Origin of the sequence: Alteromonas genovensis, from assembly GCF_010500895.1 — a bacterium.
In the GTDB taxonomy this organism is placed as follows: Bacteria; Pseudomonadota; Gammaproteobacteria; order Enterobacterales; family Alteromonadaceae; genus Alteromonas; species Alteromonas genovensis.
Genome location: NZ_JAAAWO010000001.1, coordinates 529,283 through 556,080, shown reverse-complemented (window position 1 = coordinate 556,080; position 26,798 = coordinate 529,283). Strand labels below are relative to the sequence as shown.

At 45.2% G+C, this 26,798-nt stretch carries 25 protein-coding genes; 1 reads left to right on the top strand and 24 read right to left on the bottom strand.

Annotation, left to right across the window (positions count from 1 at the left end; translation table 11 throughout):
* Positions 1-154: 154 nt before the first annotated feature.
* The 20 genes from der to trmJ form a co-directional block, all read right to left on the bottom strand.
* Positions 155-1,600 carry a ribosome biogenesis GTPase Der gene (der, locus tag GTQ48_RS02300; RefSeq protein ID WP_032097102.1) on the bottom strand — a complete coding sequence of 482 codons (1,446 nt, stop codon included), beginning with the start codon at positions 1,598-1,600 and terminating at the stop codon, positions 155-157.
* 346 nt (positions 1,601-1,946) lie between these two features.
* Entirely contained in the window at positions 1,947-3,203 is a 1,257-nt protein-coding gene (gene bamB, locus GTQ48_RS02295) for an outer membrane protein assembly factor BamB (RefSeq protein ID WP_163104978.1), read from the bottom strand.
* Positions 3,204-3,245: 42 nt separating this feature from the next.
* Complete coding sequence (locus GTQ48_RS02290; protein ID WP_163104977.1) at positions 3,246-3,866, bottom strand: YfgM family protein; 621 nt, start codon at positions 3,864-3,866, stop codon at positions 3,246-3,248.
* A gap of 12 nt (positions 3,867-3,878) precedes the next feature.
* The gene (hisS, locus tag GTQ48_RS02285) at positions 3,879-5,162 is read right to left on the bottom strand and encodes a histidine--tRNA ligase (protein ID WP_163104976.1); all 1,284 of its coding nucleotides are present in this window, start codon (positions 5,160-5,162) and stop codon (positions 3,879-3,881) included.
* Positions 5,163-5,239: 77 nt separating this feature from the next.
* The gene (gene ispG, locus GTQ48_RS02280; RefSeq protein WP_163104975.1) at positions 5,240-6,358 is read right to left on the bottom strand and encodes a flavodoxin-dependent (E)-4-hydroxy-3-methylbut-2-enyl-diphosphate synthase; all 1,119 of its coding nucleotides are present in this window, start codon (positions 6,356-6,358) and stop codon (positions 5,240-5,242) included.
* A gap of 8 nt (positions 6,359-6,366) precedes the next feature.
* Complete coding sequence (locus GTQ48_RS02275) at positions 6,367-7,386, bottom strand: RodZ domain-containing protein (protein ID WP_163104974.1); 1,020 nt, start codon at positions 7,384-7,386, stop codon at positions 6,367-6,369.
* Between the two features lie 6 nt (positions 7,387-7,392).
* Positions 7,393-8,658, bottom strand: a complete 1,266-nt coding sequence (gene pilW / locus GTQ48_RS02270) for a type IV pilus biogenesis/stability protein PilW (RefSeq protein ID WP_163105079.1) — start codon at positions 8,656-8,658, stop codon at positions 7,393-7,395.
* 36 nt (positions 8,659-8,694) lie between these two features.
* A complete protein-coding gene (gene rlmN, locus GTQ48_RS02265; RefSeq protein WP_032097107.1) occupies positions 8,695-9,813 on the bottom strand; it encodes a dual-specificity RNA methyltransferase RlmN in 1,119 nt (372 codons plus the stop codon).
* A 415-nt stretch (positions 9,814-10,228) separates the two neighbouring features.
* Complete coding sequence (ndk, locus tag GTQ48_RS02260) at positions 10,229-10,660, bottom strand: nucleoside-diphosphate kinase (protein WP_032097108.1); 432 nt, start codon at positions 10,658-10,660, stop codon at positions 10,229-10,231.
* A gap of 252 nt (positions 10,661-10,912) precedes the next feature.
* Positions 10,913-11,323, bottom strand: a complete 411-nt coding sequence (locus GTQ48_RS02255) for a SufE family protein (protein ID WP_163104973.1) — start codon at positions 11,321-11,323, stop codon at positions 10,913-10,915.
* Between the two features lie 19 nt (positions 11,324-11,342).
* Complete coding sequence (gene sufT / locus GTQ48_RS02250; RefSeq protein ID WP_163104972.1) at positions 11,343-11,876, bottom strand: putative Fe-S cluster assembly protein SufT; 534 nt, start codon at positions 11,874-11,876, stop codon at positions 11,343-11,345.
* Positions 11,877-11,973: 97 nt separating this feature from the next.
* Positions 11,974-12,330: a HesB/IscA family protein gene (locus GTQ48_RS02245; RefSeq protein WP_032097111.1), complete on the bottom strand. Its 357-nt coding sequence runs from the start codon at positions 12,328-12,330 to the stop codon at positions 11,974-11,976.
* Positions 12,331-12,339: 9 nt separating this feature from the next.
* Positions 12,340-13,557: an aminotransferase class V-fold PLP-dependent enzyme gene (locus GTQ48_RS02240; protein ID WP_163104971.1), complete on the bottom strand. Its 1,218-nt coding sequence runs from the start codon at positions 13,555-13,557 to the stop codon at positions 12,340-12,342.
* Entirely contained in the window at positions 13,554-14,810 is a 1,257-nt protein-coding gene (gene sufD / locus GTQ48_RS02235) for a Fe-S cluster assembly protein SufD (protein WP_163104970.1), read from the bottom strand. Before sufD ends, GTQ48_RS02240 begins: the two co-directional genes overlap by 4 nt.
* Entirely contained in the window at positions 14,807-15,568 is a 762-nt protein-coding gene (gene sufC, locus GTQ48_RS02230) for a Fe-S cluster assembly ATPase SufC (RefSeq protein ID WP_163104969.1), read from the bottom strand. The genes sufD and sufC overlap by 4 nt, the downstream gene beginning before the upstream one ends.
* 3 nt (positions 15,569-15,571) lie before the next feature.
* On the bottom strand, positions 15,572-17,008 hold the full coding sequence (gene sufB / locus GTQ48_RS02225) for a Fe-S cluster assembly protein SufB (RefSeq protein ID WP_032097237.1): 1,437 nt from the start codon (positions 17,006-17,008) through the stop codon (positions 15,572-15,574).
* Between the two features lie 230 nt (positions 17,009-17,238).
* Positions 17,239-18,405: an IscS subfamily cysteine desulfurase gene (locus GTQ48_RS02220; RefSeq protein WP_163104968.1), complete on the bottom strand. Its 1,167-nt coding sequence runs from the start codon at positions 18,403-18,405 to the stop codon at positions 17,239-17,241.
* Between the two features lie 17 nt (positions 18,406-18,422).
* Entirely contained in the window at positions 18,423-18,908 is a 486-nt protein-coding gene (iscR, locus tag GTQ48_RS02215; protein ID WP_163104967.1) for a Fe-S cluster assembly transcriptional regulator IscR, read from the bottom strand.
* Positions 18,909-19,133: 225 nt separating this feature from the next.
* A complete protein-coding gene (cysE, locus tag GTQ48_RS02210; RefSeq protein WP_163104966.1) occupies positions 19,134-19,958 on the bottom strand; it encodes a serine O-acetyltransferase in 825 nt (274 codons plus the stop codon).
* 38 nt (positions 19,959-19,996) lie between these two features.
* Positions 19,997-20,794 carry a tRNA (cytosine(32)/uridine(32)-2'-O)-methyltransferase TrmJ gene (gene trmJ / locus GTQ48_RS02205; protein WP_163104965.1) on the bottom strand — a complete coding sequence of 266 codons (798 nt, stop codon included), beginning with the start codon at positions 20,792-20,794 and terminating at the stop codon, positions 19,997-19,999.
* Positions 20,795-21,360: 566 nt separating this feature from the next.
* On the opposite strand from trmJ, the gene suhB reads away from it, so the two are divergent.
* Positions 21,361-22,137, top strand: a complete 777-nt coding sequence (gene suhB / locus GTQ48_RS02200) for an inositol-1-monophosphatase (protein ID WP_032097239.1) — start codon at positions 21,361-21,363, stop codon at positions 22,135-22,137.
* 128 nt (positions 22,138-22,265) lie between these two features.
* Here the strand turns inward: suhB and secF are convergent, their stop codons facing one another.
* The 4 genes from secF to tgt all read right to left on the bottom strand — a co-directional run bounded on the left by secF (position 22,266) and on the right by tgt (position 26,635).
* Positions 22,266-23,204 carry a protein translocase subunit SecF gene (secF, locus tag GTQ48_RS02195; RefSeq protein ID WP_163104964.1) on the bottom strand — a complete coding sequence of 313 codons (939 nt, stop codon included), beginning with the start codon at positions 23,202-23,204 and terminating at the stop codon, positions 22,266-22,268.
* A gap of 10 nt (positions 23,205-23,214) precedes the next feature.
* Positions 23,215-25,059, bottom strand: a complete 1,845-nt coding sequence (gene secD / locus GTQ48_RS02190) for a protein translocase subunit SecD (RefSeq protein WP_163104963.1) — start codon at positions 25,057-25,059, stop codon at positions 23,215-23,217.
* Positions 25,060-25,114: 55 nt separating this feature from the next.
* A complete protein-coding gene (gene yajC, locus GTQ48_RS02185; RefSeq protein WP_032097120.1) occupies positions 25,115-25,453 on the bottom strand; it encodes a preprotein translocase subunit YajC in 339 nt (112 codons plus the stop codon).
* A 69-nt stretch (positions 25,454-25,522) separates the two neighbouring features.
* Positions 25,523-26,635 (bottom strand): tRNA guanosine(34) transglycosylase Tgt, encoded by a 1,113-nt coding sequence (gene tgt, locus GTQ48_RS02180; protein WP_032097121.1) that lies wholly within the window; start codon positions 26,633-26,635, stop codon positions 25,523-25,525.
* Positions 26,636-26,798 lie beyond the last annotated feature (163 nt).

Sequence of the window (26,798 nt, the reverse complement as noted above, 5' to 3'; positions counted from 1 at the left end):
ATAGCTATCCTAAAATGCTGCTTTGCTGAAATGATGCTGTAAAGAAATTGTTATTAATCACGCGACAGAAATAAAACGGTAAAACTGGGCTTTAAAACAAAAAACCGACGAGCTACCCAAGAGTAATCGTCGGTTTATTACTATTTTGCTCGTACTATTTGTCTTTATAGAAAGACATCATGCGACGGCGTTTACGCTGCTGCGCTAGCGTTAAGTTATTCTTCTTCCCTTCAAACGGGTTGGCCCCTTCTCTAAACTCAATCTTGATGGGCGTTCCCATGATCTCAAGTGCTTTTCTAAAGTAGTTCATTAAGAAGCGCTTGTATGAGTTAGGTAAATCATCTACCTGGTTGCCGTGTATAACAATAACAGGCGGATTGTAACCACCCGCATGGGCATACTTCATTTTTACTCTTCTGCCGCGAACAAGCGGTGGCTGATGGTCATCTTGAGCCATTTCCATAATCTTAGTGAGTATCGATGTGTTAATGCGTTTAGTTGCGCTTGAGTACGCTTCCTGGACCGATCCAAATAAATTACCCACACCCGAACCGTGAAGAGCTGAAATAAAGTGAATGCGTGCAAAATCGACAAAGCCTAAGCGTCTATCCATTTCACGCTTAATATCGTCTTTCACATCACTACTTAACCCATCCCACTTATTGACCGCTAGCACTAACGAACGACCAGAGTTTAAAACGAAACCGAGCAAGCTCAAATCCTGGTCGGTAATCCCCTCACGAGCATCAATAACCAGTAAAACTACGTTCGCTTCTTCAATGGCTTGAAGGGTTTTAACAATGGAAAACTTTTCAACCGCCTCGTTGATCTTCTTACGCTTTCTCACGCCGGCAGTATCGATGAGAACATATTCCCGTTCATCTCGTTCCATAGGAATATAAATGCTGTCGCGGGTCGTACCCGGCTGATCAAAAACCACCACCCGCTCTTCGCCTAAAATGCGATTGGTTAGCGTAGACTTTCCAACGTTCGGTTTACCCACAATGGCAAGCTTGATAGGTAAGTCTTGAAGTCGTTGACGCTGTGCTTCTGCATCCTCTTCGCCTTCAGGCTCGATGTCATCCACAATTTCCATATCAGGAAAATCAGCTTCAAGAGGCGCTAAACCGTCTTGTAGCAATTGACTCACACCTCGACCATGAGCGGCAGCAATTTGCTTAACCTCACCTAACCCAAGCTTGTAAAACTCAGCACTCTCACTGTCGCCGTCAATACCGTCTACTTTATTAGCAACGATAAAGACTTTTTTGTTAATGCGACGAAGATGGTCGGCTATGCCTTGGTCTGCTGGCAGTAACCCAGCTCTTGCATCAACCAGAAACATCACAACATCAGCTTCTTCAATGGCTAGAAGAGACTGCTGGGCCATTTCAGCGTCGATACCTTCTTCATCACCCGTAATTCCCCCCGTATCCACTACGATGAATTGACGTCTTTCGAATTTGGCTTGGCCATATTTTCGATCTCGCGTGAGGCCAGGGAAATCAGCAACGAGTGCATCGCGAGTGTTTGTAAGACGATTAAATAAGGTCGATTTTCCGACATTGGGACGGCCAACCAGAGCAACAACGGGTAACATTTATCAGATCCTAAAGGTCATGAAAGCTAAAAAGCATAAACCGCAAGCGTTTAATAACGAAGTAATCAATGCTTTAAATAATAGCACCAATAGCTCGTTGACAACTTGCGGTTTTGAATGGGCGCATTATACCCTTTAAGGGGGTTAATACCAATTCGGATTCATCACCTATGAGTCATGAAGAGCTAATAATAAGACTGGTAACAAAAAAGCGCCGTTGTGACGGCGCTTTTTAGGTACTTTGCTTAAGGGCCTCTATTGAAAAGGCCCTTCTATCTAAAGTGTTTTATTTTTAGGGCTATATTTACGGAGCCTTCTTTACGGAACTTTATTTACGGGACCTTATTTATGGGACTTTGACCGAAGCCACTACACCGTTGCGAGTAATAGCAACTATCGCGCCTTCAACAACGATGGGCTCTACGTAAATAGAGTCATCTTCATCATCGCCGCCCACGTCTAGACGCGCAACAACTTCACCACTTTCCTTTTCAATCCAGTGCAGAAAGCCCCATTTATCACCCACTACCACATATTCGCCCACAGGCGTTGCTGCCGTTAATGAGCGCTGCTTAAGCGTGCCTTGCGACCAAAGCTCCACACCGTTTCGTCTGTCTAAGGCGTAAACGTTAGACGCGTTATCAACAACAAAAATCTGATTACCATCAATATTCAGGTTGCGATATGAAGAATACTCGCGTTTCCAGATTACACGGCCTGAACGCAGTTCAACTGCCGCCAACGTACCATTGTACGAGACGGTATAAATAGTTCCGCCATACAGCACAGGAGTAGTGTCGATATCAACAATACGCTCTAGTTCGGTGGCACCTGATGGCGTAGAAATAACGGTTTCCCATGCTAATACGCCAGTATCAATAAGGTTAACCTGAAGCTTACCCGTTGGGGCACCCACAATCACACCGCCATTTGACGCTATCGGCCCTGAAATGCCGCGTAATGTTAACGGAGGTGTATCCCCTTCATGACGCCACAACTGCTCACCGGTTCGTGTATTAAAACCAAATAAGCTGCCAGCGCCGGTGTTAACCACTAAAATACCATCATCGGCTGCAGGAGCTGCTAATACCTCACCTGGCACGGTAGCATCCCACACTAGCTCGCCACTTTCGGCGTCTAGCGCAGCAACATAACCGTTTTCAGTGCCAACAAAAACATGTCTGTCAGCAACAAAAATACCACCAATACGGGCACTTTCACCACTGCTCCACAAGTTGCTAACGGAGCTCAACATGCCCTCTGTGCGAAATGTAGCAAAGTTCTTTTCCCATACTACGTTGCCTGTTTCAGGCTCCATAGCAACAACGTTGCCGTGGCGGTCTGCAGCATAAAGTTTATCGTACGCGTAAACCGGCTTAAGGCGTGAAAAGTAATGATTTACACCATCACCGATATCTCGCTCCCACTCTACCATTGGAGAAAACTTAGCTTCGATGGGCTTTAAACGACGAATTTCAAGCTCTTCTTCATCAGCGAACCAGTCAGAAACGGTTGAACAGCCAGACAAAGTAATTGAAACCGCCAACGCCATTGAAATGGTGCGAGCAAATCGACCCTTACGGCCACAGGTGTTGTGAAACAAATTGCGTACCTCTTTAATTTTTATCAGCCTTTCGACCCAAGCTTACTGAGCTGCCGCAACAGCGAGATTATCAAGCTTCATTTGCAGCAGTGGGTTGTTGGCATTTTTTTCTAATGCACTAGAGTATGCTAAACGCGCATCATCGAACTTATCTTGTTGCTGATATACATCGCCTTCAAGTTCGGATACTTCTGCAGAGAATGCGTCGTTTGATACATTGCCAAGCGTAGACAACGCAGCATCGAGCTGGTTCATTTCAATTTGCACACGAGCTAAGCGAAGAGACGCTAATTCTTTCATTTGCTCATTTTCAGCAAATGTGATCACCTCATTTAAATGAGAGGCCGCAGTGTCTAAATCACCTGAATCAGCTGCTTTTTTAGCAGCGAGTAAGTTTGCGATACTGGCGTAACCTGTATCTTTATTTTCTTCAATAAACGATTTTAAACTGGCACTACTTCCCTCTTCAGCGAAGGTTTCTACCGCCGATTGATAAGCAACGGAAGCGGCTTCTTTGCTTTCAATTTGCATATCTGAATATTGACGCCATCCGAAAAGACCGCCTAGGCCTAAGGCAGCCCCCACAATGATGGCAGTACCATGCTCTTTCCAAAAACGCTTAATCGCTTCAACTTGTTGTTCTTCTGTTGCGAACTGTTCCATGATGTCCTCTTCTTATTTTTCGCTCAGCAGTTTTAAAACCGTATCTGATAGGCTTTCAAAACTCACTGTAACTTGCTCTTGACCATCGCGAAGGGGCTTAACGCCTACTTTGCGTGATTGCATTTCGTCCGAACCTAAAAGTAGCGCTAGACGAGCACCGGTTTTATCCGCGCGCTTTAATTGTTTTTTAAAATTTCCGCCGCCACAATGCATCATGATACGCGTATCAGGCAATTGATTTCTCAAGTGCTCCGCCACTTCAATAGCATAAGACTGGGCATCATCGCCCATAGCAGTCACATAGACATCAGCGAAACTGTCGTCTTGGCCTTCATCGGTCAGCGTGGTTAACAACAACACTAAACGTTCGATACCCATTGCAAAACCAACCGCCGGTGTCGCTTTACCACCAAGTTGCTCTACCAAACCATCGTAGCGGCCGCCGGCGCATATTGTACCTTGTGCGCCTAAGCTGTCTGTTACCCACTCAAACACCGTTCGATTGTAATAATCTAAGCCTCGAACTAATCGCGGATTCACTTCATAGGCAATGCCAACTTCGGTTAATCGTGCGCAAAGAGTTTCAAAGTGCGCTTTCGATTCTTCGTCTAAGTGGTCGATAAGAGAAGGGGCATCGGCGATGACAGCTTGAACGTCTGGATTCTTGCTATCGAGAACGCGAAGTGGATTAGTTTCCAACCGACGAAGTGAGTCTTCGTCCAGCTGATCCGCGCTAGCCTTTAGGAATTCAACGAGCGTGTCACGGTAAGCAGCACGAGCTTCATTAGAGCCTAGCGTATTGATTTGCAGCGTAACGTGCTTTTCAATACCAAACGCTTTCCAAAAACGAGCGCTGAGTAAAATAACTTCTAGGTCAATATCTGGCCCATCTATTCCGTATGTTTCTACACCAAACTGATGAAACTGACGGTAACGACCTTTTTGTGGACGTTCATGGCGAAACATTGGGCCCATGTACCACAAACGTTGCTGTTGGTTATATAACAGCCCATGTTCATTTCCGGCTCTTACGCAGCTAGCAGTGCCTTCTGGACGCAGCGTTAAGCTATCGCCATTTCTGTCTTCGAACGTGTACATCTCTTTTTCAACAATATCAGTGACTTCACCGATAGAGCGTTTAAAGAGGTCGGTACTCTCGACAATGGGCGTGCGTATCTCTTGGTAACCGTAATTCGCCACAACCTGTCGAAGTACAGATTCTACTTTTTGCCATGTACCGGAAATCTCCGGTAGGCAGTCATTCATGCCTCGTATTGCCTGAATAGTCTTAGCCACTTGAAATTCTCATACTGCTAAATAGTGAAAAGCCCCGCATTATAGGGGCTTTGGGAACAAACAACAACGTTGCAGGCTTAGTCTTTTACCGATACCTGAATTTTGTTTTCTTCGCTCATACGCATCGCTTTCGCGCGAATTTTGGCTTCTAGCTTATCAACGAGGTCGTCGTTAGCTAAACGCTCTTTTACGCGCTTGCCATCTTCGTACAAACCACTCATGTTGCGAGCACCGGTTAGCCCTAAATCTGACACTTCAGCTTCTCCGGGACCATTGACAACACAGCCGATAATAGAGACGTCCATAGGCGTTAAAATATCTTCAAGACGCTCCTCTAGCTCATTCACTGTGCCTATCACATCAAACTCTTGGCGAGAGCAGCTAGGACACGCAATAAAGTTGATACCGCGAGAGCGAATACGTAAAGACTTAAGAATATCGAAGCCTACTTTTATCTCTTCTACAGGGTCGGCAGCAAGAGAGACGCGTATGGTGTCGCCAATGCCTTCGGCGAGTAGCATGCCAAGTCCTACCGCGCTTTTAACCGCGCCTGCACGCTGTCCGCCAGCTTCTGTGATACCTAAATGCAAAGGTTGATCAATTTTCTGCGCGAGCAGTCGGTAGGCACCAACGGCCAAAAATACGTCCGATGCTTTCACGCTAATCTTAAATTGATCAAAATTGAGTTTGTCAAGAATGTCAACGTGACGCATGGCAGATTCTACTAACGCTTCTGGCGTAGGCTCACCGTATTTCTCTTGTAAATCTTTTTCTAACGATCCGCCATTAACCCCAATTCGGATAGGGATATTGTTGTCTTTAGCGCAATCTACTACAGAGCGCACGCGCTCCATGTTTCCAATATTACCTGGATTAATACGCAGACAATCCACGCCATACTCGGCAACTTTTAAAGCAATGCGATAATCAAAATGAATATCTGCCACCAAGGGCACGCTTACTTGGCGCTTAATTTCTTTAAACGCTTCAGCTGCGTCCATGGTTGGCACGGAGACACGCACGATGTCGCCGCCTACAGCTACAATTCTATTGATCTGCGCAACAGTTGCAGCAACATCTGTAGTGAGCGTATTCGTCATCGATTGAACAGCAATGGGAGCGCCATCACCTATAGGAACATTTCCCACATTAATACGTGTGGACTTTCTGCGTTTAATAGGGCTTTCTGCAAACATCTAAATACCTATAAAGGAAGCGTGAAGCGAGCTATTTTTCCATTTTGAAACGATGTGATATCTGCTAGCTCGCCATTAACTGATATGCGCACATTATCAGGTGCGCCTAGGGTAACTGCAACAGGAGGAACACCTTGAATGTCCATAACCCGTCCCTGTTGCTTTACGCCAGTGGCGATAACCTCTCCAGTGGCATCCGCAATATTCACCCAACAATCTTCACTGAACGTAAAGGTCATTGATATAGGCGCAGCGGCCTCGTTTACATTTAAATCGACGTCTTCGTCTTCTGTCATACTGCTGACAAGCGCGGTAAGATTATTGCTATCGTTAATTTCTGATGGCGGCGCTGAAATTGCACCGCTGTCTAGACCGTCGCGACTTGTAAGGTTAGAGGGAGAATTTGATAACGCTGACGAAGAAGCACTGCTAGTGTCTTGAGCAGTGCGCGTTGAATTCTCGCCAGACATTGATACATTGCCTGTAGAGATTTCATCATCAGAGATTGAAGATTCAGTCTTCGGTGAACGTGCCTTCGCTATAGCTTCCTCTTTCACCGACTCGATTAATGATGAATCTGTCGCTGTGTCGTCTCCAGGCTGCTGATACCACCACAACACTACGCCACCAATAATAATTAGCAGAATAATATAAGTCACCATCATCCAGCGGTCATCATGTGTCTGTTTTGCGACACGTTTTGAAAAGCTTTGAAGCTTATCGGATGACGGTACTTCAGATTGATTATGATAGTGCTCAAAGGCTTCAATAACCTCGTCTGAAGGCAACCCTAATTGCTTAGCGTAATTTCGAACGTATCCTTTTGTAAACGTAACTGATGACTTCTCATCAATAACATCATTTTCTAAATCATTGATTTGAAATGCTTTTAAGAAAAGCTTACTAGCAATTTCTTGTTGTGAAAGACCTAACGCTTCTCTGCGCTCTTTTAATAAGGCCCCAGGACTTGGCGTACTTTTTTCTTGTTGCGATGTGACTTCTTGACTCGCGTTTTCTTCTGACACCATTAACCTTTATTCCTCCTGCATACTCGGTGGTACTAACCAAAGCTTCTGACCAGCAATAATAGCGCCAGTATTGTCTAGGTTATTCCACTTTTGCAGCGTAGACATCTTAATATTGTATAGCAACGAAATACGATATAAGTTTTCCGCCTCTTTTACTACATGGAATTTACTCGTTTGGTCGGATAAATCAGGCTTTGCGGCGACATTTTCATTATCTGCATCTTGCGCCGAGGGAGCGCCCGCTTTCACCTTGTCAGCGCCAAGCTCTGAAGCGGCTGATTTGGCGATTGTTTTCGATCTTTTGTCAGAGCTCGACTCTGAATCAGATTCATGGGTTGGCGCTGATTGAGTAGACTGCTCGTCGCTATTCACAACTAACACCGTTTGCTCTGTGGTTGGTCTTAGTATCGAGCCACTCTGGTTTGCACTTACACTGTTTCCATTTCCTGAGTCTTTCACCACCGTTTTGACGGTTTTAATTACCTTAGCATTTAGGTTTGAGCGCTCTGCCAAATAGCGCTTCGCTAACGTGCTATTAGGGAATAACGACAATAACATATCTCCATAGCCCTTTGCGGCGGCGTCATCTTTCTCCCCCTTGGCAATTTCAAATGCTAACCACAGTGAATCTGGTGATACCTTGGCAACCCGCTCATAACGACGAAGGGCAGATTTTGCCTTTTGCCACTGCTCAGTAGCGACGTAAAGTTCGGTAAGCAGGAAAAGTGTTTTCGCGCGTGCGGGTTGATGCTTTAGCGCGTTCTCAAAATACGCTATGGCGTCTTGAATATTATTTTGTGATTGAGCGCAAAGGGCCAAATTTTCGTAGGTTTGTGCAGCATTTGAATACGAGCGATTATCGATGGCGCGTAGAAAATATGTTTTAGCTTCGTCGTACTGGCCGTTTTGGCATTTGAAGGCGCCAAAGCTGTTGGCGATATCGCCATTGTCAGGTTCAATGTCTAGTGCGGTAATATAGTATTCCTCAGCACGCTGATTTTCCCCTACCAGTTGGTAGTAATAGGCCATTGCATATTGTACATCGGCCGAGCGCGGATCAAACTCTATCGCTTTATCGAGGTTGCGCTTTGCTTGAGTGTAATTGTTGTTTTGAAGGTAGGTAAGACCTAATGACATGCGCGTTCGAGCCGCTTCCTCAGGATCGAAATCAGCACTGTTAATGCCTGTTTGGCTACTACTTACACAGCCCACAATGAATAACGATGCTCCCACTAACGCGGCGCGCATGCTGCTTCTTAATCCTTTTTGCAATCCAGTTGGCATAGTCTTACCCTAATATCTTAATGATTATTGGGCCATTTTTACTGAAATTGCTTCGCCCTTCACCTGTTTTTTTAACATTCTTTTTGTTCTGTCGACAACATCGCCTACTAATTGACCACATGCAGCATCAATATCATCGCCACGGGTTTTGCGAACAACTGTCGTAAAGCCATATTCCATTAGCACTTTAGCAAACCTATCTATTCTAGAATTACTAGAACAGGTATACGGTGACCCCGGATAGGGATTAAATGGAATAAGGTTAATTTTACTTGGCGTATCTTTCAGTACTTTAGCTAGCTCGTGTGCCTGCTCGGTACTGTCGTTAATGTGAGAGAGCATAACATACTCAACCGTCACTCTGCCCTGGTTTGCTTTAGACTTTGCCAAGTAACGACGTACGCCAGCAAGAAACGCTTCAATATTGTATTTCTTATTTACAGGTACAATCTCATTGCGCAACTCATCATTCGGCGCGTGCAGTGAAATGGCTAACGCTACGTCAATCTGGTCGCCCAGCATATCCAGCGCTGGCACTACACCTGACGTGCTCAATGTAACGCGACGTTTTGACAAACCAAAGCCAAAATCGTCTAGCATGATGTCCATGGCTGGAACCACATTTTTAAGGTTAAGCAAGGGCTCGCCCATTCCCATCATGACCACATTGGTAATGGGACGTTGGCTAGTATCTTTTGAAAGACCTAAAAACGTAGCTACGCGCCACACCTGACCAATAATCTCGCTCACACTAAGATTACGGTTAAACCCTTGCTGAGCTGTGCTGCAGAAGGTGCATTCAAGGGCACAACCTACTTGTGAAGATACACATAGCGTGGCTCGCTCTTCCTCAGGGATCCAAACAGATTCTACTTCTTGGCCGCCCTCAAGTGTGAGTGCAAACTTGATAGTGCCGTCACTGGCCTCTTGGAAATAAGCAATTTCGGGCGCTTTTATCTCACAATTTTCAATAAGCATGGCACGAAGGTTTTTATTGAGGTTACTCATTTTCTCAAAATCGCTTTCGCCCTGCTGATAAATCCACTTCATTACTTGATCAGCACGAAATGGTTTCTCTCCTTTTTCCTTGAAGAAATTGCGCAAGCCTTCGCGATTTAGATTTAATAAGTTTGTTTTTGCCATGAATAAAATGACCCTTTTACCTTGCGAGGATTACTACCTCGAACTGCTTAATTAAGAGTGCTAGTACTGTGAGTTGTACTTCAGAAGCGACTAAAGACAGTCATACTTTAACGAAGAAGTGTGACTGTCTTTAGTGCTGCACATAAAACACCGATGCTGACGCTTTTTACTGTATTACTTCCTAACTTTCGCTAGGTTGCGGTTGAGCCGCTCGTACACGTTTTGCTAAACCTTTAACTAACCTTTGTAGTAAGGATTTGCATTAAACATTTGCGCTTAAAATTTGTGCAAATTCTACCACGTATGCCTTCGCATAAAAAGTGATGCAATGCCTTCACTTACTTCAGATATAAAAAAACGAGGCCGGAGCCTCGTTTCAGAGTTTGAAAAACTCTGCTTCGCTTTGACTACGTACTTAGCGAGTACGTGGGCAAATCTCTTCTTCTGAGAAGAAGTATGCAATTTCACGAGCAGCAGATTCAGGTGCATCAGAACCGTGAACCGCATTTTCGTCGATTGACGCAGCATAGTCAGAACGAAGCGTTCCAGCAGCAGCATCAGCTGGGTTAGTTGCACCCATGATTTCACGGTTAGCTAGAACAGCGTTTTCGCCTTCAAGAACCTGGACCATAACTGGACCAGATGTCATGAAATCTACCAAAGCACCAAAGAAAGGACGTTCTTTGTGTTCTGCGTAGAAACCTTCCGCTTGCTCTTTGCTCATGTGTAACATCTTAGAAGCAACGATGCGAAGACCAGCAGATTCAAAACGGTTGTAAATTGCGCCGACTACGTTTTTTGCTACCGCATCAGGCTTGATAATCGAAAAAGTGCGCTCAAGAGCCATGTTTTTTCTCCAAACAAATAAGTGTGTTTTCAATTTTGGCGGCGAATTATAGGCAATAATGACCGCAATGACTAGTGACTATTTGTAAAGCGACTCAGTCACCTTGAGCTTTAGCGTTTTACACTGCCTCATGAGCACATGAACGCATTGCTAATTTGCTACCAAACCATTGTACTTAAAGTATTAATTGCGAGAACACAGTCCAATTAAGCAAAATACTGAAAGGTTAATTTCGCCTTTAAAAAAGTCCGCCTACACGTTCGCGCGAGCCAAATCTTGTATTTTGCCTACGATGGCTCGAAGTCCGTTACCACGGGTGGGGGTAATATGACGCTCTAAATCTAAAGCTTCAAAGTATCCGTCCACATCAAACTGTGTGATGTCTTTCGGCGATTTATTGTTATAGGCAGCAAGCACTAGCGCCAGAAGGCCTTGAACAATCACCGCATCGCTGTCTACATCAAACGTAATTTTACCGTTCTCGAAAGATTCAACCAACCACACACTACTTTGACAACCTTTTACCAAATGTTCCGGTGTTTTCTCACTTTCTGGTAAGCCAGGAATAGACTTACCTAAGTCGATAATATATTGATAGCGCTGTTCCCAATCATCGAAAAACGCTAAGTCATCAATAATTTCTTCACTGCTAGGCAACTTCATCGTTTGTCCTGTTTTTAATTTAAAAGAAAAGGCCAGCTTCTAGCTGTGCTTCTTCACTCATCATTTCACGAGACCAAGGTGGATCGAACACGAGCTCAACATTTACTTTATTTACATGAGGAACCATAGCAACGCGATACTCTACGTCGCCAACCAATACCGGCCCCATGCCACAACCAGGTGCGGTTAATGTCATATCAATATCCACAACCCCACTCTCTTGTTGAATATTGACGGTGTAAATAAGCCCGAGAGAAACAAGGTTAATTGGGATTTCTGGGTCAAAAATGGTTTCTAGCGCGTCCCACACTTGCTGCTTGCTTATATTTCCATCGCTAGGCTCGTCAAAACTAAGCACCATTTCTTTACGGCCAATGGCCCCAGCATCGGTACCGTCGATACGGTACATATTGCCTTTCCAAGTGATGGTATAATTGCCACCTAACTCTTGGGTAATGCTGACGAATTCGCCTTCAGGGATAACAACAGGATTCCCCGCCGGTACCAAACGCGCTTTACATTCGCGCTCAGTTACCACCATTTTTTGCTTCATAAACTGCTAGTGCTCTATTGTATTTACGTGTGATCGTATTCTTGTGAAACTCTGTACTTGTGAAACTATGTACTTGTGAAACTATGTACTTGCCAGATTAACCGACGTTAAAGCTCTCACCACAACCACACTCATCAACTACATTTGGGTTATTGTATTTAATCACCCCGTTAACACCTTCTTGCACGTAATCAATTTCAGTGTTTTTTAACAGTCCCGTTGCATCAGCAGCAATAGCCACGTTTAGCATAGGTGAGATCTCAATAATTTCATCATCGTCTTTTGCGCTATCTGCAAAATCCAGCACATAGGCATATCCAGTACAACCGCTCACTCGTGTTGATAGACGAATTAACTGACCAGGCTTTTCTTTAAGCTTACTTTCGAAATGCTTAACGGCACTGTCTGTTAGCGAGATGAGTTGTGTACTCGGTACAAACGTTTCAACACTCATAATGCCCCCTTAGGCCAACATCATTTTAGCTTTTTTAAGTGCAGCAAAAAGGCTGTCCACTTCTTCAAGCGTGTTATAAATTGAAAATGAAGCGCGGGCAGTTCCAGGAATACCAAAGCGCTTCATTAATGGCTGCGCACAATTGTCGCCAGTGCGAATTGCAACACCTTGCCTATCGAGAATAAAGCCAATATCTGCAGGGTGTGCACCGTCGAGTAAAAAGCTTAACACACCAACCTTATTCGGTGCGGTGCCGACTATTTTCATACCGTCGAGTGCTTCTGCTTGCTCTGTCGCATAAGACAAAAGAGCATGCTCGTGTTCATGTAACGCCGCTATATCGAGCTGTTTAAACCACTCAACCGCAGCGCCCATCCCGATGGCACCGGCAATATTTGGCGTGCCTGCTTCAAGTCTATTAGGCAGTGCTCCCCACGTAGCCTCGTGGTAAGAGACGTCTTTAATCATCTCACCGCCTACTTGCCAAACTGGCCAAGACTCTAAAATCTCTTTTTTACCCCACAAACAACCAATACCGGTTGGACCGAAAAGTTTGTGACCAGAAAAAACATAAAAATCACAGCCGATGTCTTGCACGTCAACACCGCCATGAGCAATGCCCTGCGCGCCATCAACAAGCACCCAAGCACCTACTTGCTTCGCTTTTTCTGTCAGCGCTTTAATCGGGTTCACTGTGCCTAATGCATTAGACACATGTGGAAACGCAACTAGCTTTGTTTTACTCGAAAGTAGCTTTTCAAACGCATCAATGTCTAGCTCACCGTTATCAAATATAGGCACAATATTAAGCGTAGCACCTGCTTTACGACAAGCCTGCTGCCATGTGACTAAGTTCGCGTGATGCTCAAACTCCGTCGCCATGACTTCGTCGCCCTCGGCTAAAAGCTGAGCAAGACCGTTTGCCACTATGTTGATAGCCTCGGTTGTTCCTGCGGTCCAGATAACCTCTTCACGGGCATTCGCATTGATAAAGCTCGCTACGCTTGCTCGCGCATTTTCGTAGCGACGGGTTGCCTCATCTGACAAATGATGCGCACCACGATGTACGTTAGCATTAGTGCCGGTATAAAAATCGACAATGGCGTCAATCACCGCCTGCGGCTTTTGCGTGGTCGCAGCGTTATCTAGATATACCAGCGGCTTCCCATCTACCGTTTTAGAAAGAATAGGAAACTGGGCACGAAGTGCAGCAACATCTAAGCTCATTTCACCTCCATCTGGGAAAAACGTTCGCTGAGTAACGGCTGTAACCATTCGCGGATTGCGCTATTTGGTACGTCGTTAACTAACTCCTGAATAAACCCAAAATTAAGCATAACCAAGGCTTTGCTGCGCGGTACACCGCGAGTAAGCAGGTAATAAAGTGCTTCTTCGTCAATTTCAGCTACGGTTGCACCGTGAGCACACTTAACGTCATCAGCATAAATCTCTAACTCAGGTTTTGTATTGATGACACCGCGGCGAGAAAGCAATAGATTGCGGTTGTTAAGCTCTGCCAAGGTTTTTTGTGCATCGCGGTGAATATGAATTCGGCCATTAAATACAGCGCGAGCCTTATCACCCACGATTCCACGGGCATTTTCTTCTGTGGTACCGTTTGGCATTGCATGCTCAATGGTTGAATGAAGGTCGAACAACTCACCTTCCGCCAACAAATAAATGGCATTCATTTTGGCATCGGCAAACTCACCAGCATGATGAATATCCACATCTAGGCGAGATAAATCGCTTCCATAACCTACCATAGTAGAATTAAGTGTAGAGCGATTGTGTAATTTGAAGTGACTTCCACCAAGCTGCTTGGCCGCTGCCGTAAACATGGCAAAGCGGTAGTGCTCTAAATGGGCATCATCGGCAATATCGTATTCAGCAAAAGCGGTGGTTAAACTATCGGTGTCACCCACGCCTTGCTCAATGACAGTGGCGCTGGCACCCTTTGCTACTTTTACAACAACACGGGTATGTGCATCAACGTTTTGCGTGGCCATGTTAACAATACGCACTGGTGTATCAATTTTGGCATTTTCTTCAACACTGATAAAAATACCATGCTCACACAATGCATCATTGACTAACCCAAACATGTGTCGCGTAGGCTTAATTTGCCCGTAAATACTCGATATTGCTTGTTGAGTTGCCTCATCGTCGTGCTTAAGCGACGTGATTCTCATGCCTTTTGGTACATCTAGCGTATTCACTTGCGTGATCAATACGCCGTCAACAAACACTAAATCGATAGCATTTAAGTTATCGATAGCGGGTACCGGTAGAACGTCTGCCTGTGTTGTCGTTTTTACTTCGCGCTTCTCTACAGAAGTAAGCGGCGTAAAACGCCAGCTTTCGTTTCTTCGAGCTGGCCAACCATCGGCTTTTAATTGAGTTAAGGCCTGCTGACGCACGGGCGCTAAATAATCGTCGAATTGCGCCCCATCAATGACCTGTTGTAGCCATTGACTCATGCCTCTGCCTCCTCGTACGCCTTCCCTAGGAATGCGTAACCTTCTTTTTCTACCTCGTGAGCGAGTGATGCGTCACCGCTTTTCACAATTTTGCCGTCGGCAAGAATGTGTACGAAATCTGGTTTGATGTAATCAAGTAAGCGCTGATAGTGCGTTACTACGATAAAGCTACGCTTACCGTCACGCTGGCTATTAACGCCGTTGGCAACAACTTGAAGAGCATCAACGTCAAGGCCTGAATCTGATTCATCAAGAATGCACAGTGACGGCTCTAACAAAATCATTTGCATGATTTCGTTACGCTTTTTCTCACCACCTGAGAAGCCTTCGTTAACACCACGCTTAAGAAAATCTAATGGCAGCTGCACTTGTTTGCAGGCTTCTTTCGCCTTTTTTAAAAACTCAGCAGCTGTCAAAGCTTCTTCACCACGTTCTTCACGCATGGCATTTACAGACTCTTTCATGAATTCCATGTTGCTAACGCCAGGAATTTCTACTGGGTATTGAAACGCTAAGAACAAGCCTTCACGGGCACGCTCTTCAACTTCAAGGTCTAGCAAATCTTTTCCATTAAGCGTTACGTCGCCTTTGCTCACTTCATAGCCATCACGGCCTGACAAGACATAACCTAACGTACTTTTACCGGCACCATTGGGGCCCATGATAGCGTGTACTTCACCCGGCTTAACTTCTAGGTTAAGACCCTTAATGATGTTTTTCTCTTCTACGCTGGCATGTAAATTCTTTATACTAAGCATTGATTACCCCACTGAACCTTCAAGACTAATTTCGAGCAGCTTACCGGCTTCTACGGCAAATTCCATTGGCAGCTCTTTGAATACTTCTTTACAAAAACCGTTAACAATCATAGAAACGGCCTTCTCTGTGTCTAAACCACGTTGGCGACACAAAAATAATTGTTCGTCACTTACCTTCGATGTTGTCGCTTCGTGCTCAACTATTGCCGACGGGTTGCGACTTTCGATATACGGGAACGTATGTGCACCACACTTATCACCAATAAGCAGCGAGTCACACTCAGTAAAGTTACGCGCGCCGTCTGCACGAGGTCCCATTTGCACAAGACCGCGATAAGCGTTGTTACTTTTACCTGCAGATATTCCTTTTGAGATAATGGTTGAGCGCGTATTTTTACCCATGTGAATCATCTTGGTACCTGTGTCAGCCTGCTGACGACCGCGAGTAAGCGCTACAGAGTAGAATTCGCCTACGCTGTTGTCGCCTTTAAGGATGCAGCTTGGGTACTTCCACGTTACTGCTGACCCAGTTTCAACCTGAGTCCATGAGATTTTAGCGTTGGTGTGTGCAATACCGCGCTTGGTCACAAAGTTGTAAATACCACCTTTACCGTTCTCATCACCTGGATACCAGTTTTGAACCGTGGAGTATTTGATTGTGGCGTCGTCCATTGCAACTAGCTCGACCACCGCGGCGTGCAGTTGATTCTCATCGCGCTGCGGCGCTGTACAACCTTCCAAGTAGCTCACGTGGCTGCCTTCATCGGCAATGATTAACGTACGCTCAAACTGACCGGTGTTCATTTCGTTAATACGGAAATAGGTGGAAAGCTCCATTGGGCAACGAGTGCCTTTTGGAATATAAACAAATGAACCGTCGGTAAACACGGCGCAGTTTAGCGCAGAGAAATAATTATCCGTACGCGGTACTACTGACCCAATGTACTTTTTAACAAGGTCTGGATACTTTTGAATCGCCTCAGAAATTGGGCAGAAAATGACGCCAGCTTCTTCAAGCTTAGAGCGGAACGTTGTGACCACTGATACAGAGTCAAATACTGCATCTACCGCAACGCCTGCTAACATTTCTTGTTCGTGCAGCGGAATACCTAACTTTTCGTAAGTACGCAGTAGCTCTGGGTCGACTTCATCTAGCGACTGAGGCTTGTCTTCCATACTCTTTGGTGCCGAGTAATACGAAATTGCCTGGAAATCAATTTTGGGGTATTCCACATGGGCCCAATCAGGCTCTTCCATTTCAAGCCACGCATGATAAGCCTTTAGACGCCATTCGAGCATCCACTCAGGCTCGTTTTTCATTGCGGAAATGCGACGAATAATCGACTCATCTAGGCCGCTTTCAAACGTGTCCGATTCGATCTCTGAATAAAAACCAGCATCGTACTTTCTTTCTAACGCCTGTTCGATCTGTTCACTCATGTTTGGGTCTCGCTTGTTTGCCTGCATTTGCTGCCTAAGCCTTCCATTCACCTTGGCTTGGAAAATTACCCCACGGTCTTGGTAATTTCCCTTAATTCACCGCACAAACCTCGTGCAGGTAGCATTTTACAATGGTGGCAGCCTTAAAAATTGGTGCGGTATTATATAATACCTGAGTAATCCACTCAAATATTCAGCGACGTATTTTGCGCTACTTGCTTTAAAAAATCTTAAGCTAACGCCACTTGCCGCAATCGGTTTGTTACATCTGTTACTTTATTTACTACGTAATCGATGTCGTCTTGGGTCGTAAATCGTCCCACACTAAATCGAATTCCTGCATGGGCCAGTTCATCACTTCGCCCCAATGCTTTGAGCACATACGAAGGCTCTAAACTTGCCGATGTGCATGCTGAGCCAGATGACACAGCAATATCATTTAGCCCCATCATCAAACTTTCGCCATCAACATTGGCAAAACTAACATTTAAAATACCTGCAATGCGCTTTTCTTCATGGCCGTTTAGGTATAAGCCCTCAATCTTGCTTAGCCCATTCCACAAAGCGATACGAAGCGCCTTAATACGCTCGTTCTCAGCTTCCATGTCTCGACTCGCTAATTCGAGTGCTTCGCCCATACCCACAATTTGATGAGTTGCCAGCGTGCCCGAACGCATACCACGTTCATGACCACCGCCATGAATTTGTGCTTCTAAATTAATCTTAGGACGGCGGCGAACGTAAAGTGCCCCCATTCCCTTAGGCCCGTAAAACTTGTGTGCCGACATTGACAAAAGGTCTATCGGAAGCTCATTGAGGTCTATGGCAACTTTGCCCACACTTTGTGCTCCATCCACATGAAATAACACATTATGTTGACGACAAAGCTTTCCAATAGATTCGATGTCTTGCGTTACACCCAGTTCGTTGTTTACATGCATGACAGAGACTAAGATAGTGTCGTCTCTCATTGCGGTCTCTAAGTCCGATAAGTTAACTAAACCATCGGCGCCTACCTGAAGATAAGTAACGTCAAAGCCCTGTGCTTGCAAATACTCACAGGTATCAAGCACTGCTTTGTGCTCCGTATTAACGGTAATGATGTGCTTGCCTTTCGATGCATAACCTTCGGCGACGCCTTTTATCGCCAAGTTATTCGACTCGGTAGCACCGGAGGTAAATACAATTTCCCTTGGGTCGCAGTTTAGCGCATCGCTAACCTGATTACGGGCGATATCAACGGCTTCCTCTGCCATCCAACCAAAGCGATAGCTTCTTGACGCTGGGTTGCCAAAATTACCGTCAAGGGTTAGGCATTTCGCCATAACTTGGGCAACTCGCGGGTCTACGGGAGTTGTGGCGGCGTAATCTAAATAAATAGGAGTAGATAGCGTCATAGTCATCAATGCCTTTGTTAAAGCCTAATGCTTACTTCAATATCGTTGGCTATATTGCGAAGAGCGCTATTATTATCTTGTCGCCCTGCTACTTCGCGCACATCATGCTTTTCCATTAATTCGCCAAGCGTAATAGAGTGTAAAAAGCTTGAGATACGATCGCTTAAATCTTGCCATAGACTATGCGTTAGACAGCGATCGCCGCCCTGACAGTCGGCCTGCCCCTGGCAACGTGTAGCGTCGATTGATTCATCAACCGCTGATATCACTTGACCAATTGCAATCTCATTGGCGCTGCGGCCAAGCAAATAACCACCGCCGGGACCACGTACGCTATCTACCAGCTTCTCTTTGCGCAATCGAGAGAATAGCTGCTCTAAGTAAGAAAGCGATATTTCTTGTCTTTCAGATATATCGGCAAGGGGAACAGGACCGCGTTTGGAATGCAATGCTACATCAAGCATAGCGGTTACCGCATAGCGACCTTTTGAGGTAAGTTTCATTATTGTCTCCCGCCTTATTCGTATGGCGGAATTTTCACATACCCGACTAAAATGGTCAAGTATAAGACCCAGTAATTTAGTCAGGTATTATTCAGCGTCATTTAACCATTTAGATAATTACGCTATTCGAAGAGTGCAGCCCCTTTTATCTAAGAACGATAATGTAAGAAAGATAAGTTAGAAAGCGCACTGCCGCACTTCATTTTCAATAAATAGAAAGGCGTATCAAATAGCTGGATCGAATGACTTATGGGTACTGCTATCTTGTTGAGCTTCGTTTAACTCAAAGCCAGTATCAGCAAAATCTTCCGCGCTAATATTATGAAGGTTTTCTGTACACACATCACCTCCAAGAGACTGGATAACCTTACACATCTCTTCTACTTTTGTGTCCATTTGATGCATATGCTCAAGCATAATTCCCATGGCATTGGCTACGGGGTCTGGATTATCTGGTGCTACGGCATAAGCGTCGAAACCGTATTTCTGTGCAATTTTATCTCTCTGGGGATTTAGGGATGCACTGGCATCTTTTTGCTTGGTAATAATAATTCTACCTGGAATACCCACCGCCGTAGCGCCGTCGGGAATATCTTTCACTACAACAGAATTTGAGCCCACTTTGCCATTTTCGCCAATGGTGATAGGCCCAAGTACCTTTGCACCAGCGCCTACTACTGCGCCGTTTTTAAGAGTTGGGTGGCGCTTTCCGGCTTTCCAACTGGTTCCGCCTAATGTCACACCATGGTAAAGCGTAACATCGTCACCAATTTCAGCGGTCTCACCAATAACCACCCCCATACCGTGGTCGATAAATACTCGTCGCCCTAACGTAGCACCTGGATGTATTTCAATACCCGTTAACCATCGATTAAATGTAGACAATGTGCGAGCCAGCCACTTCCACTGAGCTTTCCATAATTTGTGACTAATTCTGTGCAACCACACGGCATGTAGGCCAGGATAATTGGTTAATACTTCAAACGTATTGCGCGCTGCCGGGTCGCGATGAAATACGCCTTGAATGTCGTCTTTTATTCGGCTAAACATGCTTTACTCATTACTGTTCTGATTAATTATTTTTCTGATTAATTACGACCCTGACTTGTCGTTTGAGCTGCTGCTTCATCTGTCGTTTCTAATGAGGACGCTTGGCTAGCATCTTCATCACTTGCTTTAACCGACTTATCAATTGACGCTAAAATACCGCGTAGAATATTAAGCTCCTGCGATTCAGGACGAGAGCGATTGAACAATCTGCGTAACTTAGTCATAACCACCCCGGGGTGGCTCTTACGGATAAAAGAGGTTTTTTCCAGTGTAGACTCAAGGTGCACGTAAAAGCGCTCTAAGTCTTCGTTAAGAGGATATACCTCTTCAACTTCAGGGTAAGTTTCTCTATTCAAGTACGCCATACGAATTTCATAACATAGTGTTTGCACCGCCGCTGCTAGGTTTAGTGAACTGTATTCTGGGTTTGCCGGAATACACATATGAAAATGACACTGCTGCAGTTCTTCATTGGAAAGCCCGCTGTTCTCACGACCAAACACCAACGCGACGGGGTATTTACTGACTTCTTGTACCAACTTTTCACCACAGTCTCGTGGTCCTAGCATTGGCCAAGAGTGCGTGCGCGAGCGCGCAGAGGTGCCAACAACAAGTCCACAGTCTTTTACCGCCTCTTCAAGGGTGTTGACAATTTTCGCATTGGCTAGCACGTCGCCTGCACCCGCTGCTAATGCGCTTGCTTGACCATCAGGTTCATTCACTGGGTCAACTAAATATAAGCTACTTAACCCCATTGTTTTCATGGCGCGTGCAGTAGAGCCTATATTTCCTGTGTGAGAGGTGTTAACCAAAATAATGCGAATATTTTCAAGCATGCTTGCGATACCTATTTACTGAATAGTTAGTTGTTTTGTCTTATTACGGCTAGCGCTTAAAAGCGGTGCCTTAAAAGGCGACGTTCATATGCTCTTGCACACTTTGCTCATACATACTGTGCTCTTGCATACTGCGCTCTTATAAGCAAAGCTCTCAATAACTAGGTGATTAACCCCAGTTCTAGCAACCTAAGCAGCAACAAATAGCCTGCTGTAAAAGAATGGCAGGGACGTCTTTAATTAGCGTAAAGTGTAGCACAGCAGCGGTATAGATGGCTATTAGCTTACTTTTGACTCACTTGCTTATGACTCAATAATTCGCGACATTCGGATTAGTAGTTACTAGGTGTAGTTTGCACCGTCTGGCAGCACTTGGGTAGCACCTAAATAAGATGGTTAAGACAGGCTTGCTTAGCAAATTCATTTGCATCGTTCATCGATTCTGTTAGACTCCGCCCGTTTTCGAATTAGGCAAGCTATTTTTTGTACAGTTTAAATGCTGTTTACAACTTGAACATTATACAACTTGCGTAATTCATTGGTCTTTTACAATTGGTGGTTTATCTATGCATCCTATGCTGAATATTGCAGTGCGTGCTGCGCGTGCGGCTGGAACAGTTATTGTTCGTGGTTTTGAAAAACATAATGAGATTGCAACAGAGTCAAAGGGGTTAAACGACTTCGTTACTCAAGTTGACAAAGACGCAGAGCAAGCGGTTATCTATAAAATTCAGCAGTCATACCCAGATCATTGCTTTTTAGGCGAAGAGTCAGGAGAGATATTAGGTTCGGACACTGATTATCAGTGGATTATCGACCCGCTAGATGGCACCGCCAATTTTGTGAAAGGCATACCTCATTTTGCTGTTTCTATCGCACTTCTTCATAAAGGCCGTTTAGAGCAAGGCGTTGTATTTGACCCAATCCGTAGTGAATTATTCACAGCCAGTCGCGGACAAGGCGCTCAGCTTAATGGTTACCGTATTCGTGCATCAAAGCCTCGTGATTTAAGCGAAACCATTATTGCTACTGGCCTGCCGTTTAAAAACAAATCACAGTTTGGCGAATACGCCCTTAGCCTTAATAAAATTTTCCACGAAGTGGGTGACTTACGTCGCGCAGGAAGTGCTGCACTTGACCTAGCATACGTTGCTGCTGGCCGTCACGACGGTTATTACGAGCGCGGTGTTAAGTCTTGGGATATTGCAGCGGGCGAGCTAATTGTTCGTGAAGCGGGCGGTTTGGTGACAGACTTTAAAGGCGGTAACGATCCTTTGCACAAAGGCGAAATCGTTGCTGGAAGCGGCAAAGTTGTTCAAGGCCTCGTTAAGCACCTTAAGTAAGAAAACTTAAGTAGGCCATTTTTAAATGGCTTATAAATAAAAAGGTCGCTGTGAAAACAGCGACCTTTTTTTGTTTTTGCTTTTTATTCAGCGTGTACCTAACTTCCTATAGGGTAGTCACAGAAAAGCTAAAGCGGCTCTTGGTCAGCGCCCTCTTTCTCCACTTGTGGTGGCATGAGGTCTTCTTTGCTGATACCCAGCGCTAACGCAACAGAACTTGCAATGTAAACCGATGAGTAAGTACCCACTACCACACCAAATAGAAGAGCTGTGGCAAAACCATGTATTAGTGCTCCACCTTTGTAGAACAAGGCAACAAGTACTAGTACGGTGGTTAATGAAGTAATTATGGTTCGGTTCAAGGTTTGGGTCAGTGAGGTATTGATGATGTCAATTGGCTCACCTTTACGGATTTTGCGGAAGTTCTCGCGAATACGGTCAGACACAACAATAGTATCGTTGAGTGAGTAACCGATAACCGCCAGTACCGCAGCCAGTACCGTCAAATCAAATTCAATTTGAAGTACTGAAAACAAACCTAACGTTAAAATAACATCGTGGGCCAAGGCGGATACCGAGCCTAGGGCGAAACGCCATTCAAAACGCATTGCCACGTAAACCAAAATACAGATAAGTGCTACTAGCATGGCAAGACCGCCCTGCTCTGTTAACTCTTCACCAACATTTGGCCCTACAAACTCAATACGTCGCATATCAACGTTAGTACCGTCGGCACGTAACGCATCAACAACTTGGTTACCAATAGTGACCGCTTTTACACCATCGCGAGGCGCAATACGAATAAGTACTTCTTGGCTGCTACCAAAGTTTTGTACTATGGCATCTTCAAAATCAGCGTTATTTAACTGAGCGCGAATAGACTCTAAATTAGCACTGTCTTCATAGCCAACTTCAATCAGCGTACCGCCGGTGAAATCCAGTCCCCAGTTCAGGCTATTAACGCCTAAAGAAACGAATGAGCCCAAAATAAGTAAAGTAGACAGCACCATCGCGGGAACGCGAAGGCGCATGAAATTGACGGTATCGGATAGTTTTAATAATTGCATGTTACGCTCCTTAAATCGCCAATTTCTCTAGACGCTTCCCACCATACACAGCATTTACGATAACGCGCGTAACCAAAATAGCGGTAAACATAGAAGTGGCAATACCAATCATAAGCGTAATAGAGAACCCTTTAATTGGACCTGTACCTACTGCGAACAAAATAAGGCCCGCAATAAATGTCGTGATATTCGCATCTAAAATCGTTGAGAATGCGCTGTCGTAACCGTGATGTATCGCTTGCTGCGGGCTTCGACCGTCACGCAACTCTTCTCGAATACGCTCAAAAATAAGCACGTTCGCATCTACCGCCATACCAACGGTAAGTACAATACCCGCCATACCCGGTAGGGTAAGCGTAGCGCCAGGGATCATAGACATAATACCCACAATCATCACCAAGTTAGTCACCAACGCAATATTTGCCACAATGCCGAATGCCTTGTAGTACACCAGCATAAAAGCAAGTACCGCGAGTAAGCCGTACACAATGGCTTGCGTACCCAGTTCAATATTCTCTTTACCTAAGCTTGGCCCTACTGTGCGCTCTTCAACAATTTGAATAGGCGCAATTAGTGCTCCTGCGCGAAGTAAAAGTGCAAGGTCGCGGGCTTCTTTTGGCGAGTCTAGCCCGGTAATTTGAAACTTACTGCCAAGCTGTGCACGAATGGTAGCCACCGAGATAACTTGCTCTTCTTTTTCAAAAATGAGTTTGTCTTCTTTGTTGCGCTCACCGGTTGCCTTGTACTCAATAAAGACGGTTGCCATCGGCTTGCCGATATTGCCACGAGTAGAGCGTGACATCTTGTTGCCGCCTTCAGAATCAAGAGAAATGTTGACGTTAGGCAAGCCGTATTCGTCAACGCCGCTGTTGGCATCAATGATATGGCTACCCGTAAGCATAATGCGCTTCTCAAGTAATTGTGGCACACCTTGCTGGTCTTCAATAATTTGAGAACCAGGCGGAACACGCCCGTTTAATGCGTCTCGAACGTCATTTTTCTGATCAAGCATGCGGAATTCAAGCGTAGCCGTCGCATTCAAAATTTCTTTTGCTCGTGCAGTATCCTGAATACCTGGAAGCTGGACCACAATACGGTCAGCGCCTTGTTTTTGCACAAGAGGCTCGGCCACACCAAGTTGGTTAACACGATTACGGATTATGGTAATGTTTTGCTTAACCGCATTGTCGCGAATTTCTTGTAGCTTACTCTCGGCAAACGTCGCTCGTAACGTAAGGTCATCAACGTCGTTAAACGTTAAGTCACGGCTTTGGTTACGCAGGAAAAATTTCGCTTTATCAAGCGCGTCTTCGTCGCGAAAGGTAATATCGATATGATTCCCAACTTGCTTAACGCCGCGATAGCGAATGTCTTCACCGCGAAGGGATGTTCTGAATCCGCTTTCCGCGTCTTCTAACGATTTTGTGATCACTTCAGACATATCAACTTCCATCAGGAAGTGGACACCGCCGCGAAGGTCTAGACCAAGCTTCATTGGCGTTCCACCTAAGCTCTCTAGCCATTCAGGGGTATCAGGCGCTAGGTTCATCGCTACAAAGTAGTCGTCGCCAAGCAGCTTCTCTAAGGTTTCACGGGCGACAAGCTGGGTATCAGAATCTGAAACGCGAACAAGTATTTGTTCATTCTCGAATTCAATGCGCTTAGGCGTAATTGATTTTTCAGCTAGTGCAGACTCAACTTGCTTAACCATTGATTGCGTGACAACCGCATCACGACCTGCTGAAATTTGTACGGCGTGATCTTCACCGTAAATATTGGGAAGGGCATAAAGTGCACACATTGCAACCACAAAGAGTGCACTTAATACTTTCCATATTGAATTTTTGTTTAGCACTGGATAATCCTTTCGTGCCGATGCCGAGAAGCGTCTCGGCTCCGGCGTTTTTTACTTACAGCGACTTCATTGTGCCTTTTGGCAACACAGCAGTAACTGAAGACTTCTGCACAACTATGTTGCTTGCTTCGTTAAGTGCCATTTCAATAAAATCTTTATCGTCAGACACTTTTGTGATTTTTCCTACTAAACCACCTTGGGTTAGCACTTCATCACCTTTGCCAAGTGACGATACTAGGTTCTTATGCTCTTTAACACGCTTCGCTTGTGGGCGATAAAGCAAGAAATAAAAGATAAGACCAAACACTGCCAGCATGATTATCATTTCCATGCCGCCACCTTGTGAAGCACCACCAGCTGATTGTGCGTACGCGTTTGAGATAAATAGACTCATAAAATTCCCCAAGTATTTTTGTTATTCAAATATATTCGTTATTCGAATATTTGCGTTATTATTTCGTTGTTAGAGTGCCGGTACCGGCAACCCTCTTTGTTCATAGAAATTATGTACAAACTCATCCATTGTGCCGGCTTCAATAGCATCGCGCATACCTTGCATGACACGTTGGTAGTGACGCAAGTTATGAATAGTATTCAATCGTGCGCCAAGTATCTCATTACACTTATCTAAGTGATGTAAATAAGAGCGAGAATAATTTTTACAAGTGTAACAGTCACAATTTTCATCTAATGGTGATGTATCGTTGCGATGTTTAGCGTTTCGGATCTTAATAACCCCCTCGCCTACAAACAAATGACCATTGCGCGCATTACGGGTTGGCATAACACAGTCGAACATGTCGATGCCGCGACGAACAGCCTCAACTAAGTCTTCCGGTTTACCCACGCCCATCAAGTAGCGAGGCTTATCTTCGGGAATCTTTGGCGCTGTGTGATCGATAATGCGGATCATGTCTTCTTTAGGCTCGCCAACTGATAACCCGCCAATGGCATAACCGTCAAAACCAATCGCTTCAAGGCCTGCAAGAGATACATCACGAAGACCCTCATACATGCCGCCTTGAATAATACCGAACAGTGCAGCAGGGTTGTCACCATGAGCCTCTTTGCTTCGCTCGGCCCAGCGAAGGGACATTTCCATAGACACCCGCGCTTCCTGCTCAGTGGCTGGGTAAGGCGTACATTCGTCAAAAATCATCACAATATCAGAGCCTAGGTCTCGCTGAACTTCCATCGACTTTTCAGGTGTGAGTAAGATCTTTTCACCATTTATTGGCGAGCGGAACGTTACGCCCTCTTCGGTGATCTTACGCAGGTCACCTAAGCTGAATACTTGAAAACCGCCTGAATCGGTAAGAATAGGCTTATCCCAGTTCATAAAGTCGTGCAGGTCACCATGCTGGCGAATCACACCCGTGCCCGGGCGAAGCATTAAATGAAAGGTATTACCCAAACAGATATGTGCCCCACTTTCTTTCAGTTCTTCCGGTGTCATTCCTTTTACCGTGCCGTAGGTACCTACCGGCATAAACGCTGGCGTTTCGACAACACCGCGCTCAAATACAAGACGCCCGCGCCTAGCGCGACCCTCTGTTTTTAATAACTCAAATTGCATGTAAGAACTTTCCCATCTTTGCGCACTCTTCGCGTTAAGTATAAAAGTGCTTTTGATATAATCGGTCTATAACGTGCGCCTGATAAAAAACGTGCGCTGGGTATAAAACTGGGTTTGAAATCATGGGGCGGGATTATACCAGTAATTTACGCGAGATCATTCC